The organism is Pseudomonas sp. BIGb0558, from assembly GCF_024807515.1.
Taxonomy (GTDB): domain Bacteria; phylum Pseudomonadota; class Gammaproteobacteria; order Pseudomonadales; family Pseudomonadaceae; genus Aquipseudomonas; species Aquipseudomonas yamanorum_A.
The window spans coordinates 77,911-93,360 of sequence record NZ_JANUEW010000018.1 but is presented as its reverse complement, the minus strand read 5'-3'; the positions used below and the strand labels follow the sequence as shown (position 1 = coordinate 93,360).

13 protein-coding genes and 1 pseudogene are annotated in these 15,450 nt (G+C 62.1%); 8 read left to right on the top strand and 6 right to left on the bottom strand.

The features are described 5' to 3' along the window. The first annotated feature begins 5 nt into the window (after positions 1-5). Positions 6-3,167, top strand: a complete 3,162-nt coding sequence (locus M2400_RS20850; RefSeq protein WP_259197539.1) for a CusA/CzcA family heavy metal efflux RND transporter — start codon at positions 6-8, stop codon at positions 3,165-3,167. A 37-nt stretch (positions 3,168-3,204) separates the two neighbouring features. Here the strand turns inward: M2400_RS20850 and M2400_RS20845 are convergent, their stop codons facing one another. The 4 genes from M2400_RS20845 to M2400_RS20830 form a co-directional block, all read right to left on the bottom strand. Further along, positions 3,205-4,608: a heavy metal sensor histidine kinase gene (locus tag M2400_RS20845; protein WP_259197538.1), complete on the bottom strand. Its 1,404-nt coding sequence runs from the start codon at positions 4,606-4,608 to the stop codon at positions 3,205-3,207. Continuing rightward, positions 4,605-5,279: a heavy metal response regulator transcription factor gene (locus tag M2400_RS20840; RefSeq protein ID WP_259197537.1), complete on the bottom strand. Its 675-nt coding sequence runs from the start codon at positions 5,277-5,279 to the stop codon at positions 4,605-4,607. Before M2400_RS20840 ends, M2400_RS20845 begins: the two co-directional genes overlap by 4 nt. Positions 5,280-5,495: 216 nt before the next feature. Then, a complete protein-coding gene (locus M2400_RS20835; RefSeq protein WP_259197536.1) occupies positions 5,496-5,681 on the bottom strand; it encodes a hypothetical protein in 186 nt (61 codons plus the stop codon). 236 nt (positions 5,682-5,917) lie between these two features. Next, positions 5,918-7,246: an OprD family porin gene (locus M2400_RS20830; RefSeq protein ID WP_259197535.1), complete on the bottom strand. Its 1,329-nt coding sequence runs from the start codon at positions 7,244-7,246 to the stop codon at positions 5,918-5,920. A 237-nt stretch (positions 7,247-7,483) separates the two neighbouring features. On the opposite strand from M2400_RS20830, the gene M2400_RS20825 reads away from it, so the two are divergent. From M2400_RS20825 to M2400_RS20815, 4 genes and pseudogenes are all read left to right on the top strand, one after another. Continuing rightward, the gene (locus M2400_RS20825) at positions 7,484-7,816 is read left to right on the top strand and encodes a DUF2790 domain-containing protein (protein WP_177047842.1); all 333 of its coding nucleotides are present in this window, start codon (positions 7,484-7,486) and stop codon (positions 7,814-7,816) included. A gap of 107 nt (positions 7,817-7,923) precedes the next feature. Then, positions 7,924-8,700: pseudogene (locus M2400_RS33625) on the top strand (PAS domain-containing protein); the annotation flags it as partial. Positions 8,701-8,808: 108 nt separating this feature from the next. Then, positions 8,809-9,240, top strand: coding sequence for a methyl-accepting chemotaxis protein (locus tag M2400_RS33620; protein ID WP_371317243.1), 432 nt, complete (start codon positions 8,809-8,811; stop codon positions 9,238-9,240). Positions 9,241-9,294: 54 nt separating this feature from the next. Further along, positions 9,295-9,870 carry a flavin reductase family protein gene (locus tag M2400_RS20815; protein ID WP_177047840.1) on the top strand — a complete coding sequence of 192 codons (576 nt, stop codon included), beginning with the start codon at positions 9,295-9,297 and terminating at the stop codon, positions 9,868-9,870. A gap of 230 nt (positions 9,871-10,100) precedes the next feature. Here M2400_RS20815 and M2400_RS20810 read toward each other — a convergent pair whose 3' ends face one another. Then, positions 10,101-10,985, bottom strand: a complete 885-nt coding sequence (locus M2400_RS20810; RefSeq protein ID WP_177042074.1) for a LysR family transcriptional regulator — start codon at positions 10,983-10,985, stop codon at positions 10,101-10,103. Positions 10,986-11,106: 121 nt separating this feature from the next. Here M2400_RS20810 and M2400_RS20805 point away from each other — a divergent pair, with 121 nt between their 5' ends. Next, positions 11,107-12,465: an MFS transporter gene (locus M2400_RS20805; RefSeq protein ID WP_259197551.1), complete on the top strand. Its 1,359-nt coding sequence runs from the start codon at positions 11,107-11,109 to the stop codon at positions 12,463-12,465. A 122-nt stretch (positions 12,466-12,587) separates the two neighbouring features. Here the strand turns inward: M2400_RS20805 and M2400_RS20800 are convergent, their stop codons facing one another. After that, positions 12,588-13,388: an AraC family transcriptional regulator gene (locus M2400_RS20800; protein ID WP_177042075.1), complete on the bottom strand. Its 801-nt coding sequence runs from the start codon at positions 13,386-13,388 to the stop codon at positions 12,588-12,590. 137 nt (positions 13,389-13,525) lie between these two features. Here M2400_RS20800 and M2400_RS20795 point away from each other — a divergent pair, with 137 nt between their 5' ends. Next, on the top strand, positions 13,526-14,164 hold the full coding sequence (locus M2400_RS20795) for a LysE family translocator (protein ID WP_177042076.1): 639 nt from the start codon (positions 13,526-13,528) through the stop codon (positions 14,162-14,164). Positions 14,165-14,207: 43 nt separating this feature from the next. Next, entirely contained in the window at positions 14,208-15,302 is a 1,095-nt protein-coding gene (gene ddlA, locus M2400_RS20790; protein ID WP_177120342.1) for a D-alanine--D-alanine ligase, read from the top strand. Positions 15,303-15,450 lie beyond the last annotated feature (148 nt).

Sequence of the window (15,450 nt, the reverse complement as noted above, 5' to 3'; positions counted from 1 at the left end):
TTCCCATGTTTGAGCGCCTTATCCAATTTGCCATCGAGCAGCGCATCATCGTGCTGCTGGCGGTGCTGTTGATGGCCGGTGTCGGCATCGCCAGCTATCAGAAATTGCCCATCGACGCCGTGCCCGACATCACCAACGTCCAGGTGCAGATCAACTCGGCGGCGGCGGGGTTCTCGCCGCTGGAAACCGAGCAACGCATCACCTTTCCCATCGAAACCGCCATGGCCGGGCTGCCGGGGTTGCAGCAGACCCGCTCGCTGTCGCGCTCGGGCTTGTCCCAGGTCACGGTGATTTTCAAGGACGGCACCGACCTGTTCTTCGCCCGCCAACTGGTCAACGAGCGCTTGCAGGTGGCCCGCGAGCAATTGCCCGACGGAATTGAAAGCATGATGGGGCCGATTTCCACCGGGCTCGGGGAAATTTTCCTGTGGACCGTGGAGGCGAAAGACGGCGCGCGCAAGGAAGACGGCTCAGCGTATACGCCGACCGATCTGCGGGTGATCCAGGACTGGATCATCAAGCCGCAACTGCGCAACGTGCCCGGCGTGGCCGAGATCAATACCATCGGCGGCTTTGCCAAGGAATACCAGATCGCCCCGGACCCCAAGCGCCTGGCGGCCTATAACCTGACCTTGAGCGACCTGGTCACTGCGCTGGAGCGCAACAACGCCAACGTCGGCGCAGGCTACATCGAACGCAGCGGCGAGCAATTGCTGATCCGTGCGCCGGGGCAAGTCGGGTCCATCGACGATATCGCCAACATCGTGATCACCACCTCCGACGGCACGCCGATTCGGGTGAGCAACGTCGCCCAGGTCGATATCGGCCGTGAGTTGCGTACCGGCGCCGCCACCGAAAATGGCCGTGAAGTGGTGCTGGGCACGGTGTTCATGCTGATCGGTGAAAACAGCCGCACCGTGTCCCAGGCTGTGGCGAAAAAACTCGAAGAGATCAACCGTTCACTGCCTGAAGGCGTGGTGGCGGTCACCGTCTACGACCGCACCAACCTGGTGGAAAAAGCCATCAGCACCGTGAAGAAAAACCTCTTCGAAGGGGCGCTGCTGGTGGTGGCGGTGTTGTTCCTGTTCCTGGGCAATATCCGCGCCGCGCTGATCACCGCGATGGTGATTCCCCTGGCCATGTTATTCACCTTTACCGGGATGTTTACCAACAAGGTCAGCGCCAACCTGATGAGCCTCGGCGCCCTGGATTTCGGGATTATCGTCGATGGCGCGGTGGTGATTGTCGAGAACGCCATTCGCCGCCTGGCCCACGCCCAGCAGCGCCACGGGCGATTGCTGACCCGCAGCGAGCGCCTGCATGAAGTGTTCGCGGCAGCCAAGGAAGCTCGGCGTGCGCTGATCTTCGGGCAGTTGATCATCATGGTGGTGTACCTGCCGATTTTTGCGCTCACGGGCGTGGCCGGGAAAATGTTCCATCCGATGGCGTTCACCGTGGTGATCGCGCTGCTGGGGGCGATGATTCTGTCTGTCACCTTTGTGCCGGCGGCGATTGCGCTGTTCGTGACCGGCAAGGTCAAGGAAGAAGAAAACCTGGTGATGCGCACCGCACGGCGTGTCTACGCGCCGGTGCTGGATGGGGTGATGGCGCGCCGGCCGCTGGTGTTCGGCCTGGCGGTGCTGGCCATCGTCGCATCGGGCCTGGTGGCCAGCCGCATGGGCAGCGAATTTATCCCCAGCCTCAGCGAAGGCGACTTCGCCCAACAAGCGTTGCGCGTGCCGGGCACCAGCCTGACGCAATCGGTGCACATGCAGCAGCAACTGGAAAAAACCTTGATGGCCGAGGTGCCGGAAATCGAACGGGTATTTGCCCGCACCGGCACCGCGGAAATCGCCTCCGACCCGATGCCGCCGAACATCTCCGACAGCTACGTGATGCTCAAGCCCAAGGACCAGTGGCCCGACCCGAAGAAGTCCCGCGAGGCAATCATCGCCGACATCCAGCGCGCCAGTGCGATTGTGCCGGGCAGCGTGTATGAACTGTCGCAACCGATCCAGTTGCGCTTCAACGAACTGATTTCCGGGGTGCGCAGCGACGTCGCGGTGAAGGTGTTTGGTGACGACATGGCGGTGCTCAACAAGACCGCCGGGGAAATCGCCGAGACCTTGCAAGCCCTCAAGGGCGCCTCGGAAGTGAAAGTGGAACAGACCTCCGGCTTGCCGGTGCTGACCATCAATATCGACCGCGACAAGGCCGCGCGATTTGGCCTGAACGTGGGCGATGTGCAAGACACGATTGCCGTCGCCGTGGGTGGGCGCCAGGCCGGGACGATGTACGAAGGCGACCGGCGTTTTGACATGGTCGTGCGTTTGTCCGACGCGCTGCGCACCGATATCGAAGGCCTGTCGAGGCTGCTGATTCCGATTCCGGCGCTGGCGAATAACGCGGCGGGGCAGTTGGGGTTTATCGCGCTGTCGGAAGTCGCCAGCCTGGACCTGGTGCTTGGCCCCAACCAGATCAGTCGCGAAAACGGCAAGCGTTTGGTGATCGTCAGCGCCAACGTGCGCGGGCGGGATATCGGCTCGTTTGTCGAAGAGGCCGGCGTGGCCATCGATACCCAGGTGAAAATCCCCGCGGGTTACTGGACCACCTGGGGCGGCCAGTTCGAACAGTTGAAGGAAGCGTCCGAGCGTTTGCGCATCGTGGTGCCGGTGGCGTTGCTGCTGGTGTTCGGGCTGCTGTTCATGATGTTCAACAACCTCAAGGACGGGCTGCTGGTGTTCACCGGGATTCCCTTCGCGTTGACCGGCGGGATCATGGCGCTGTGGCTGCGGGATATTCCGCTGTCGATCTCGGCGGGCGTGGGCTTTATTGCGCTGTCCGGGGTGGCGGTGCTGAACGGGCTGGTGATGATTGCCTTCATTCGCAACCTGCGGGAAGAAGGGCGCTCATTGTCGGTGGCGATCAACGAAGGCGCCCTGACGCGCTTGCGCCCGGTGTTGATGACGGCGCTGGTGGCGTCCCTGGGGTTTATCCCCATGGCCCTGGCCACCGGCACCGGTGCCGAAGTGCAGCGCCCGCTGGCGACGGTGGTGATTGGCGGGATTATTTCGTCGACGCTGCTGACCCTGCTGGTATTGCCGGCGCTGTATCACTGGGCACATCGACGTGAGGAACAGGAAGACCGCCTGATGCCTGACCAATAACCTGTGGAGAGGGAGCAAGCTCCCTCGCCACACTGGTTTATTGGCAGATAGCGTTGGTGTGAAGAGGAAACACCAGTCGAAACTCAGTGAAATTCTCGGGCTCGCTGCTGACTTCAGCCCGCCCCTGATGCAGGGTCATGATCGACCGCACAATCGCCAGCCCCAGCCCGGTGCCACCTTCGGAGCGGGCGCGGCTGCTGTCGACGCGGTAGAAACGTTCAAACAGGTTCGGCAGGTGCTGCGCTTCAATCCCCGGGCCCGGGTTGCCCACCGACAGCAGCACCTGCTGCCCGTGGGTCTCCACCTGCAACGACACCGTGGAAGCGTGCGGGGTATGCCGGATGGCATTGGACAGCAAATTGGAAATCGCCCGCTGGATCATCAGGCGGTCGCCATGCACCGAGGCATCGCCGCTGAGGCTCAGGGTCAGTTGCTTGTCTTCGGCACTCAAGGCGAACAGCTCCATCACCCGGCGCGCTTCATCGGCCAGGGACACCGGCGCAAACGACACCCGCGCCGCCGGGTGGCTGACCTGCGCCAGAAACAGCATGTCGGAGACGATCCGCGCCAGGCGTTCCATCTCTTCGGTGCTGGATTCCAGCACCGCCTTGTACTCCTGCGGCGGTCGCTCCCGGGATAGCGTTACCTGCGCCTTGCCCATCAAATTGGTCAGTGGCGCGCGCAGTTCATGGGCCAGGTCATCGGAAAACTGCGACAGCTGCTGCACCCCGCCGTCCAGGCGCTGCAGCATGAAGTTGATGCCTTGGGCCAACTCGCTCAGTTCCTTGGGCAAGTTATCCACAGCCAGCCGGTGAGTCAGGTCCTGGGTGGTGACCTTGGCGGCGACGCGGCTGAACTGCTGCAGTGGCGCGAGCCCGCGTTGCACCACCCACCACGCACCGATGCCGATCAGCAGCAACAGCAGCGGCAGGGCGATCACCGTGGAGCGCAGGTAAGCACTGAGCAGCGCCTGATCGTCCATGCGGTCCAGCGACAGCAACACCCGCACACGTTCGCCGCTGGCCAGGCGCATCAGGCTGGAGGCGCTGAGCACTTGATTGCCGTTGCTGTCGTTCCAGTTCAGGTAACCGAGGTTCTGGCGTGGGGCAAAGTCGGTCAGCAGCGGTTCCTGGGGCTTGGCGCCGATGCTGAGCAGCACTGCTTCATCGGGCGCGGTGCCGACGATGGTCAGGTAGAAATTGTCATGCCCCATCACCAGGTCCATCAACGAATGGGGGCGGGCGCGGATGTCGCCGGTGCTCAGGCCCTGGGCCAGGCTGTGCTGGATCTGCTCCATCTTGCTTTCCAGGCCCTTGCGCGCCAGTTTCTCAAGCTCGTGGGTCAGCGCCAGGTACGCCAGAGTCGCGAGCAACACCACCAGGCCGGCGCCCATCAGGCTCACCGTCAGCCCGAGGCGCATCGACAGGCTGCTGGATCTCATTGGCGGGCCTCCAGCACATAACCCACGCCGCGAATGGTATGGATCAGCTTGACGTCACTCTGGTCATCCACCTTGGCCCGCAAGCGGCTGATGGAAACTTCCACCACGTTGGTGTCGCAGTCGAAATTCATGTCCCACACCAGGGAAATAATCTGCGTGCGGGTCAGCACCTCGCCGCACTGGCGCATCAACACATGCAGCAGGGCGAATTCCTTGGTGGTCAGGTCGATGCGCCGGGTGCCGCGATAGGCGCGGTGGCGGCGCGGGTCCAGTTCCAGGTCCGACACACGGAATACTTCCGGCACCGGTATGTGTTCGCTGCGCCGCAACAGGGTGCGCACCCGGGCCAGCAGTTCGGGAAACTCGAAGGGCTTGACCAGGTAATCATCGGCGCCCATGTCCAGGCCCTTGATCCTGTCGGCCAGCCGGCCACGGGCAGTGAGCATCATGACCCGCTGGTTGCTGTCGCGGCGCAGTTGCTCCAGCACGTCCCAGCCGTCCCTGGCCGGCAGGTTGACGTCGAGAATCACCAGTTCATAAGCGTGTTGCCCGGCCAGGTGCAGGCCGTCCACGCCACTGGCGGCGCAGTCGACCACGTAACCGCTTTCGGTCAGGCCCTGCTGCAGGTAGGCGGCGGTTTTTTGCTCGTCCTCAACTACAAGGATACGCATGGGGGTTTACCTTTTAATGAGAAGAGAGAGGGGGTATTTGAATGCTCGGCAGCCTGAAGGCTGAAGTAGCTTCAGGGTCAATCAACCAGTTTGTGACTGGTTGTTGCGGTAAACCGGCGGACAAAAAAAACGCCCCATCCGGGGCGTTAAAAATTCATCTCTTTCCAAAGGAGCTACACAAAAGCTTCAGAGATGAATGTGCTCGGTGTGCGCCGTTCAGATGGGTTGCTTCTCTGCGTCGGCGAGGGGTGTCTGGGCCACGGCTTGTTCGCCATGGACCTGCTGCTGTTGCTGGCGAAACTCGGCCAGGAACTGCCGGGAACGGTCGGCGCCGTCATCAGCGAGGGCGAAAGTGGAAGTAGCGCCGAGGAAACTGATCAATAACAGGTGACGTGGTTTCATGACTGTTCTCCAAGTAAGGCGGGTGCCGTTAGTTGGGTCCAGTATATGAAGTTCAACTTAACGAGAAGGTGAGGCACATATTACAGTTCTGACAGGCTTCAAATTGTGAACAGATGTTATTCAATTGTAGGAGCGAGCTTGCTCGCGAAGAACCAGAGGGCGCCGCGTCAAGCCAGATGCCCCGCGTTATCGTTAGCGACCTTCGCGAGCAAGCTCGCTCCTACAAAGAGCATCGTTTAGAGAATCGCCAGCGGGTATTCGACAATCAGCCGGACTTCTTCCAGGTCCGACTCAAACGCACTGGAGCGAACCGTCGCCTGGCGCAACCGCAGCGACAGGTCTTTCAGGTTGCCGCCCTGCACCACGTACTTGGCTTCGATATCCCGCTCCCAGCGGCGTTGATCGGTCAGCGGGTTGCCGGCCGCGTCCCGGCGCATGTACACCGCATTGGCGTTGCTGTAGTCGGCGCCGGAGCCCTTGCCGTAACGGGTCATGAACGAGAGGCCGGGGATGCCGAACGCCTGCATGTCGAGGTTGTAGGTGAGCATCCACGAGCGTTCCTTGGGCGAGTTGAAGTCGCTGTACTGGATCGAGTTGTTGAGGAAGATCGAGTCCGACATGCGCAGGTAGTCAAAGTCGTCATCCCCGTTGTTGCGCTGGTGCGACAGGGCCAGGCTGTGGCCGCCCATCTTGACCCCGAGCCTGGCGCTCCAGATGTTGTTATCGAACTCGCCCAGGCGTTTCTTGCCTTCGTCCACGGCCTTGTAATAGTTGAAGTCGCCAAACAGCGACACGTCATCGTTCAGCGGGTAACTGGCGGCGCTGCCGAAGTAGTACTGGTCCCAGGCGTCCTTCAGGCGGCTGGTGTACAGGCTGACGCTGAGGTGTTTGTTCACTTGGTAGTCGCCGCCGGCGTAGCCGATCCAGGGCGAATCCACCTTGCCCGCGTAAAAGGTCGCAAAGCCTTTGTCCATGCCGCTTTGGGTGGGCTGGCTCATGCCGTTCAGGTGCCCGGCCTGCAGGCTCAGGCCCTCGATACTGGTGTTTTGCGCAGTGACGCCGCGAAAGCTTTCCGGCAATACCCGCGCGTCGCCGTAGGCCACCACCGGGGTCAGCGGGAACACGTCACCGGCCTTGATCACGGTATCCAGCAGGCGCATTTTTACCGCGCCACCGAGCTTGCTGTAGCCGTCCTCGGGTTGGTTGTTGCTGTCTACCGGCAGCACGCCGAACGAACCCTTGCCGCCGCTGCGGCCGGTGCCGGAGTCGAGTTTCAGGCCATACATCGCAAAGGCATCCAGGCCGAAACCCACCGAGCCCTGGGTGAACCCGGATTCGAACTTGCCGATAAACCCCTGGGCCCAGGCTTCGGAGTAGCCATTGCCGGTGGGGCTTGACTGGCCCTTGCGATCGTCACGGTTGAAGTAGAAGTTACGCGCCAGCACGTTCAAGGTGCTGCCTTCGATAAACCCCTCGGGTTTATCGTCCTCGGCCATGCTCGCCAGCGGCGCAAGGCCGGCCAGGGCGGCGATGATTGAAAGGGGAAATGTGCGATGTGTACTCATGTAACGCTCCTCGGTATTGGCAGCTATTAGCTTCTTTTGATATGGGCGTTATTGTGGGTGTGGCCCAGGTTGATAGTTGCAAATAGCAGATAACGGCGAGGTGGTGGGCAAGTTACAATTTTGAAAGTTTTGTGGGATATAACAAATAAGTAATCCTTCGGTGAACCTTCCGACAGACTTGGTTAGTTACCCTTGGCCTGAACTTTCTACTTAATGAAGTCAGACGAGGATATCCTCATGAACAGCCTGAAAATTGCTTTAGCCACCGTTGCCCTTACCTTGTCGGTGGGCGTTATGGCCGAGAGCGGTGGCGACCGCACCTTCGCCCAGATGATGGAACGCAACGAGCAAGCCATGGCCGCCTATGCCGCTAAAAAAGGCAAGCCGGCGCCCGAGGTGCTGGTGTATCGCTATGGCATGCAGCTGGACATTGCCAAGGTGGTCAACGTCACGCCGCCGATCCGTTCGTGCAACGCCGTGCCGTCGCGCATGACCTACGAAGACTCCACCGGCAAGCTCAATACCCTTCAGTATCAGGTCATGGGTATCTGCCGTAACAACGGCAGTTGAGGCGCTGCAAAAATATAGTTGGGCGGCGCGCTAAAGCGCGCTTAAGAAAACACGGGCAGCGCCGATGCAGGTCAGATCCCTGTCCTTATTTGCCCTCGGTGCCGTCCATGTTCAACACCCGCCTCAAGCAGGAGCTGTCCGCTCTTCGCGAAGAATTGTCCAGCCTGCAACAGGTCAAGGAGAGCCTGGAAAGCGAAATGATGGCCCTGACCCTGGACCCGGATGGGCGCATCGAGTCCGTCAACGCCATCTTTCTGCAGGAGATGGCCTACCAGGCCAGCCAGTTGCAAGGCCGCTTGATCGAAGAACTGGTACCGGCGCACGTCAGGCAGGACGCCTTTCAACTGCGCTTCAAAAACGCCCTGGTGCGTGGCGAGCACTTCGCCGGTACCGTGCGCCTGAACCGTGGCAACGGCGATGAAGCGTGGCTGCGCTCCATCGTGCAGCCGGTGCGCAGTTCGGACGGACGCATCAAGCATTTTTCGGTGTACTCCAGCGACCTGACACGCACCATCGAGGCGTCTCGTGAACACGAAAACCTGATCACTGCGCTGGTGCGCTCCACCGCCGTGATCGAGTTTGACCTCAACGGGAATGTGCTGACGGCCAACGACCGTTTCCTCAATGGCATGGGCTACAGCCTGGCGCAGATCCAGGGCAAACATCACCGGATATTCTGTGAGTCGCAGGACGCCAACAGCGTCGAGTACCAACAGTTCTGGAAGCGCCTGAACGCCGGCGAATTCGTCGCCGGCCGCTTCAAGCGTATCGACAGTCATGGCCGCACAGTGTGGCTGGAGGCTTCCTACAACCCGGTACTCGACGCCAATGAGCGGCTGTACAAAGTGGTCAAGTTCGCCACGGTGATCACCGACCAGGTCAACCAGGAGCAGGCCGTGGCCGACGCGGCCAACATCGCCTACAGCACCTCCCTGCAAACCGACAGCAGCGCCCAGCGCGGCACCACCGTGGTCACCCAGGCGGTGGACGTGATGCGCGACCTGGCCAAGCACATGCAACAGGCAGGCGAGGGCATCGAAGCGCTGAACGCCCAGTCCCAGGTGATTGGCAGCATCGTCAAGACCATCAGCGGCATCGCCGAACAGACCAACCTGCTGGCCCTCAACGCCGCCATCGAAGCTGCCCGCGCCGGCGAGCAAGGCCGTGGTTTTGCGGTGGTGGCCGATGAGGTCCGGCAACTGGCGTCGCGTACCAGCAAGGCCACCGAGGAGATCGTCGGCGTGGTGCGCCAGAACCAGGACATGGCCCGCGACGCCGTGGCGCTGATGACCGATGGCCGCCTGCAAGCCGAACAAGGCCTGGCCCTGGCGGCCGAGGCGGGCACGGTGATCGTGGAGATCCAGGACGGTGCCCAGAAGGTGGTCAGTGCGGTGGGGCAATTCGCCAATCAACTGAGCAGCTAGTCACCGGGGCTCAGGGTTGAGGTATCGTAGGTTTTTTTTCCGAGCCTTTCGTCCATGAGCCCTAACCATCGCCGTGCCGTCCCGCTGTCCAAGGCCTACCGCTTGCTCAACCACGGCCCCACCGTGCTGGTCAGCGCCGCCCATAACGGCCAGCGCAATATCATGGCCGCAGCCTGGGCCATGCCACTGGATTTCGAACCGCCCAAAGTCGCCGTGGTGCTGGACAAGGCCACCTGGACCCGGCAACTGCTGGAAGGTGCCGGCACCTTCGTGCTCAACGTGCCGTGTGCGGCCCAGGCCGATATCGTACAGACCGTGGGCAACACCACCGGCAGCGAGACCGACAAGTTCGCGGCGTATGGCTTGCACACGTTCAGCGGCGAACACACCGAAGCGCCGATGCTTGAAGGATGCGTGGCGTGGTTGGAGTGCCGGTTGCTGCCGGAGCCGCATAACCAGCAGACCTATGATCTGTTCCTCGCCGAAGTAGTGGCGGCCCAGGCGGATGAGCGGGTGTTCAGCGACGGCCGCTGGCATTTCGAAGGGCACGATGGGTTGCGTACGTTGCACCATGTGGCGGGTGGGCATTTCCTGACGATTGGTGAGCCTGTTGATGGGCGACAGCTTTAAGCTGACTCCAGGCTGCTTTTGTGGCGAGGGGGCTTGTTGTGGAGAGGGGCTTGCTGTGAAGAGGGAGCTTGCTGTGGCGAGGGAGCTTGCTGTGGCGAGGGAGCTTGCTCCCGCTGGAGTGCGCAGCGCTCCCGCTTTTTTTGGGGCCGCTGCGCAGCCCAGCGGGAGCAAGCTCCCTCGCCACAGCAAGCTCCCTTGCCACAGCATGCTCCAAAGCCACATTGGGTGTATTACCACTGCACCTTGTTGAGGGCCTCGGCAAACGCCATCAACTTCGGCGAGTACTGCCGCGACGGCGGATACACCAGCGATATCGCCCGGCTGCGCCCGGCAAACTCCTCCAGCAAGGGCACCAGGCGCCCGGCCGCCAGATCCTCGCGCACCGCAAAATCCATCACCTGGGCAATGCCAAATCCGCCCACCGCGCCATCCACCAGCGCGTCACCGATATCAAAGATCAGCCTTCCTTCGACACTCACGTCCTGCACCTTGCCATCAAGTACGAATTGCCAGTCCACCAGCCGGCTGGTGCGCAGGTTGCGTACGGTCAGGCAGTTGTGGTCCTTGAGTTCATCGACGGTTTGCGGCGTACCAAAACGCGCGAGATAAGCCGGGGCGGCCACGGTGACCCAGCGCAACGGCGGCAGTGCCCGGGCGATCAGGCGCTGGTCCTGAATCTCGCCGGTGCGCAGAAGGGCGTCAAAGCCTTCGTCGACGATGTCCACCAGGCGGTCGGTCATCACCGCTTCAATGCGCAGGTCGGGGTATTGCAGGGTCAATTCGCCGATCACCGGCATCACCACCTTGCGGCCAAACAGCGACGGCGTGCTGATCTTCAGCAGACCGGACGGCGAGCTGCGGCGGTCGAGCATCTGACGCTCGGCTTCGGCCAGTTCCGCCAGCAGCGGCGCGCTGCGCTCATAGAGCATCTGCCCGTCCGGCGTGAGGCTGACGCTGCGGGTGTTGCGTTGCAGCAGGCGTACGCCCAATTGGTTTTCCAGCCGGGAAATGGCCCGGGACAAGCCCGATTGGGTCAGCCCCAGGTCCCCGGCAGCACGGGTGAAACTGCGGGTTTCGGCGACGCGAACCAGCAGGCGAACGGCGTTCAAATCCATGATTAAAGTCATTACTGAAAGAGTGATAAGGCTATTTATCATCTGTTGAGCATGAAAGACACTGGCGCCTCTCATTTTCTGGCAGGACGCTGTGATGTCTTTATCTCGACCCTCAGGCTGGATGTTGTCGTTGCTGGCAACCGCGCAACTGATCATCGCCCTGGACGCGACCATCGTGTTTGTCGCGCTGCCGCAGATCGGCAGCCACCTGGGTTTTTCCGCCCAGCAATTGCAGTGGGTGGTCAGCGCCTACACCGTGGCGTTCGGCGGTTTCCTGCTGTTGGGTGGCCGCGCCGCAGACCTGCTGGGCAAGCGGCGCTTGTACATCCTCGGTCAGTCGCTGTACGCGCTGTCATCCCTGGCGGCGGTGCTCGGCGCCAGCGCCTTGTTGCTGGTGCTGGCCCGGGCGGTGCAGGGCGTGGGCGGGGCGCTGTTGTTCCCGGCCACCTTGGCGCTGATCAACACCCACTACGCCGAAGGGCCGGCGCGCAACCGTGCGTTTGCGGTATGGAGCGCGGCGTCTGCGGCGGGCCTGGCCTTGGGTGCGTTGCTCGGCGGCGTGCTGACCCAGGCCTGGGGCTGGGAAGCGGTCTTCCTGGTGAATGTGCCGTTGGCCGGCGCCTGCGCCCTGGCGGCGCGCTACTGGATTCCCGTCGATGGCGAGCGGGCCCGTGGGCGCAATTTTGATATCAGCGGCGCGTTGACCGTGACGCTGGGCGGAACCTTGCTGGTGTTCGCCCTGGTGCAAGGGCCGGAGTGGGGCTGGGCGTCGCCGTCGACCCTGGGTTGCATGGCCCTGGCAGTGGCGCTGCTGGGGTTGTTCGCCTGGATCGAACACCGCGGCCGTGATCCCTTGATGCCGCTGCGGCTGTTGGGCTACCGCGAGTTGCGCATGGCCATGGTGTTGACCGCAGTGTTCATGAGCAGCTTTGGCGTGCAGTACTATTTTCTGGCGGTGTATTACCAGCAGGTCTACGGCTACAGCGTGTTGCAGGCGGGGCTGGCGTTTTTGCCGGCGACCCTGGTGTGCACCGCCGGCATCTGGCTGGCGGAACGTTCGCTGGCGCGGCTGGGTTTGCGCACCACCTTGGTCAGCGGCCAGTTGGCGGGCGCGGTGGGCATCGCCCTGGTGTGTGTGGCGTTGCCGACGGGGGCGGGGTTCTGGTCGTTGCTGCCGGGGATTTTCATCCTGAGTATCGGCCAGGGCATGACCTGGACGGCGATGTGGGTGGCGGCCGGGTTGGGCATCCGCCCGGGCGAGCAAGGTGTGGCGGCGGGCATGGCCTCCACCAGCCAGCAGATTGGCGGCGCGTTGGGGCTGGCGTTGCTGGTGTCGTTGGCGAATTCTGGCGCGACACAGGCGGGCGGGATTGAACTGGCGTTATGGTGGAGCGCGGCGATTGCATTGGCGGGGGCAGTTTTGGCGCTGGCGCTCAAAGAGCGGGTACCAGAGTCGAACGCCATTTCTGCAGCGACATAAATCAACTGTAGGAGCTGGCTTGCCTGCGATAGCGGAGTGTCAGCCAACAATTTATTAACTGATCCACCGCTATCGCAGGCAAGCCAGCTCCCACAGGTTGATCGCGTTTCAAGGCGGGATTTTCAGCGTCCGAGCATCTTCACCCAGCGCGACGGCGGCATGCCGAAGGTGCTGCGAAACTGGCGGGTCATGTGGCTCTGGTCGGTGAAGCCTGCGGTCAGTGCCGCATCCACCAGTGACTGGCCATGGCCGAGCAGGCTGCGCACCAGGTCCAGGCGGCGCATGGTCAGGTAGCGATAAGGGCTGGTGCCGAACAACAAACGAAAATCCCGCGACAACGCCCAGCGGTCACGATTGGCGTATTCCGCCATCTCGTCTAGGGTGATCGGGCGGCCCAGGGCGCTGTGGATAAATTCCCGGGCGCGCTCGGCGGCGCGGTAGTCGAAGGTCTTGCGACTGACGGTGATGCCCGACGCATTGTTCAGCGCCTGGGCCAGGTCGAACATCGCGTCCTGTTCCTGCAACGGATCGATCGGGCAATCCAGGCTTTGCAGCAACGCTTCGCTGGCGCGGTACAGCCACGGGTCGCTGGACAGCCCGCCGGGAATAAACGGCAACGGCTTGCCACCGAGCACCTGCTGGATCAGCGCCGGCTCCACATAAATCATCCGGTATTTGAAGCCTTCCTCGCTGCCGGCCCAACCGTCATGCACTTCGTCGGGATGGATCACCATGGTCCGCCCCGGCAGGCTGTGGGTCATGCCACCGCGATAGTGAAAACTCTGCACGCCGAACAGGGTGCGGCCGATGGCGTAGGTGTCGTGGCGATGGGGGTCGAAGCCAAATCCGGCAAAGTACGCCTCTATACGCTCCAGGCCACTGGCGTGGGGCGCGCGGTGCAGCCAGTCGATATTGGTCGCCATGATGAGTTGTCGCGCAAAGAGATGGAAATACGTTAACCCAGTCTGAATCCGCTGTCTGCCGGGGTCTTGTACGATTGTGCGCGGCGGATGCCGGGCCTATGATCCTGATTCCTGCACTGTCCTCGGCGGAATCCCACATGGAATTGTTCAATCCGGCCTACGCGGCTCCTCTGGTCTCGCTGGCCCTGCTCTGGACCGTCGCGGTCGTCACGCCCGGCCCGAACTTCTTCAACACCGCGCAACTGGCCGCCAGTTGCTCGCGTCGCCACGGCGTGGTGGCGTCCTCGGGCGTGGCCACCGGCACGGTGATCTGGGGGCTGGCAGGCGGCCTGGGGATCAAGTCGCTGTTCACCGCAGCGCCGATGCTGTACCTGGCGTTCAAGATCATCGGCGGCTGCTACCTGATTTACCTGGGGTTGAAACTGTTCCGGCGCTCGGCACCGTCCATGGCCCAGAACCTGTTGCCGGATGAGCCTCGGCGCTCACTGTTTTCCGCCTGGCGCCTGGGCTTGCTGGGCAACCTGTCCAACCCCAAGGCGGCGCTGTTCGTCGCGACGATCTTTGCGTCCACCATGCCGCAGTCACCGTCGCCGATGCTGCTGACCCTGGCGGTGATCACCATGGCGACGCTGTCGTTCAGTTGGTACTCCTGCGTGGCGCTGGTGTTTTCCAGCGAGCGGATGGCCAACGTCTACAGCCGTTCTCGCAAATGGCTGGACCGGTTTGCCGGCGGTTGTTATGTGCTGTTCGGGGCCACGCTGGTAGCGAATCGCTGACGGCTCATGGTAAGAAGCCTTACTTTCAAACGTGAGGCCGATCATGAGCAAGCTGCGGGTAGGGATTATTTTTGGTGGCCGTTCGGCCGAGCACGAAGTGTCGCTGCAATCGGCGCGCAACATCGTCGACGCACTGGACCGTTCGCGCTTCGAGCCGATCCTGATCGGCATCGACAAGGCCGGCCACTGGCACCTCAACGACACCTCGGGGTTTTTGCTCAACGAGGAAAACCCGGCGCTGATCGCCCTCAACCAATCCAACCGCGAACTGGCCGTGGTGCCGGGCAAGGCCAGCCAGCAACTGGTGGAAACCGCCAGCCAGGCCTCGCTGGAGCATGTCGATGTGATCTTCCCGATCGTCCACGGCACCCTCGGTGAAGACGGCTGCCTGCAAGGGCTGCTGCGCATGGCCGACTTGCCGTTTGTTGGCTCTGACGTGCTGGGTTCGGCGGTGTGCATGGACAAGGACATCAGCAAACGCCTGCTGCGGGATGCCGGGATTGCCGTGACGCCGTTCATCACCCTCAACCGTCGCACAGCGGCGCGTACCACCTTCGAACAGGCCCAACAGACACTTGGATTGCCGATGTTCGTGAAGCCGGCGAACCAGGGTTCATCCGTGGGCGTGAGCAAGGTAGGCAGCGAGGCTGAATACCACGCGGCCGTTGAGCTGGCCCTGGGGTTTGATGAAAAAGTGCTGGTGGAATCGGCAGTAAAAGGCCGGGAAATCGAATGCGCCGTGTTGGGCAACGAGAACCCCATCGCCAGCGGCTGCGGCGAGATCGTGGTGCGCGACGGGTTCTATTCCTACGACAGCAAATACATCGATGACCAGGCGGCCCAGGTGGTGGTGCCGGCGGACATCAGTGTTGAACACAGCGAGCGCATTCGTGCGTTGGCCATCGAAGCGTTTGAAACCCTGGGCTGCGCCGGGCTGGCGCGGGTGGACGTGTTTCTGACGGATGAGGGTGAGGTGCTGATCAACGAGATCAACTCGTTGCCGGGTTTTACCCGCATCAGCATGTACCCCAAGTTGTGGCAGGCGGCGGGCATGAGCTACAGCGAGCTGGTAAGCCGGTTGATCGAGCTGGCGCTGGAGCGGCATGCGGGGCGTAAGGGGCTGAAGATCAGCCGGTGATTTTTACGGTTTTAGACTTGGGAGCGCCGATTACTTTTTCATGAGCGCGACTCCATTGTGGCGAGGGAGCTTGCTCCCGTTGGGCTGCGCAGCAGCCCTGAAACTGGGTACGGTGCTCTTCCTGAAAAAACGCATCAGCTCATTCTGG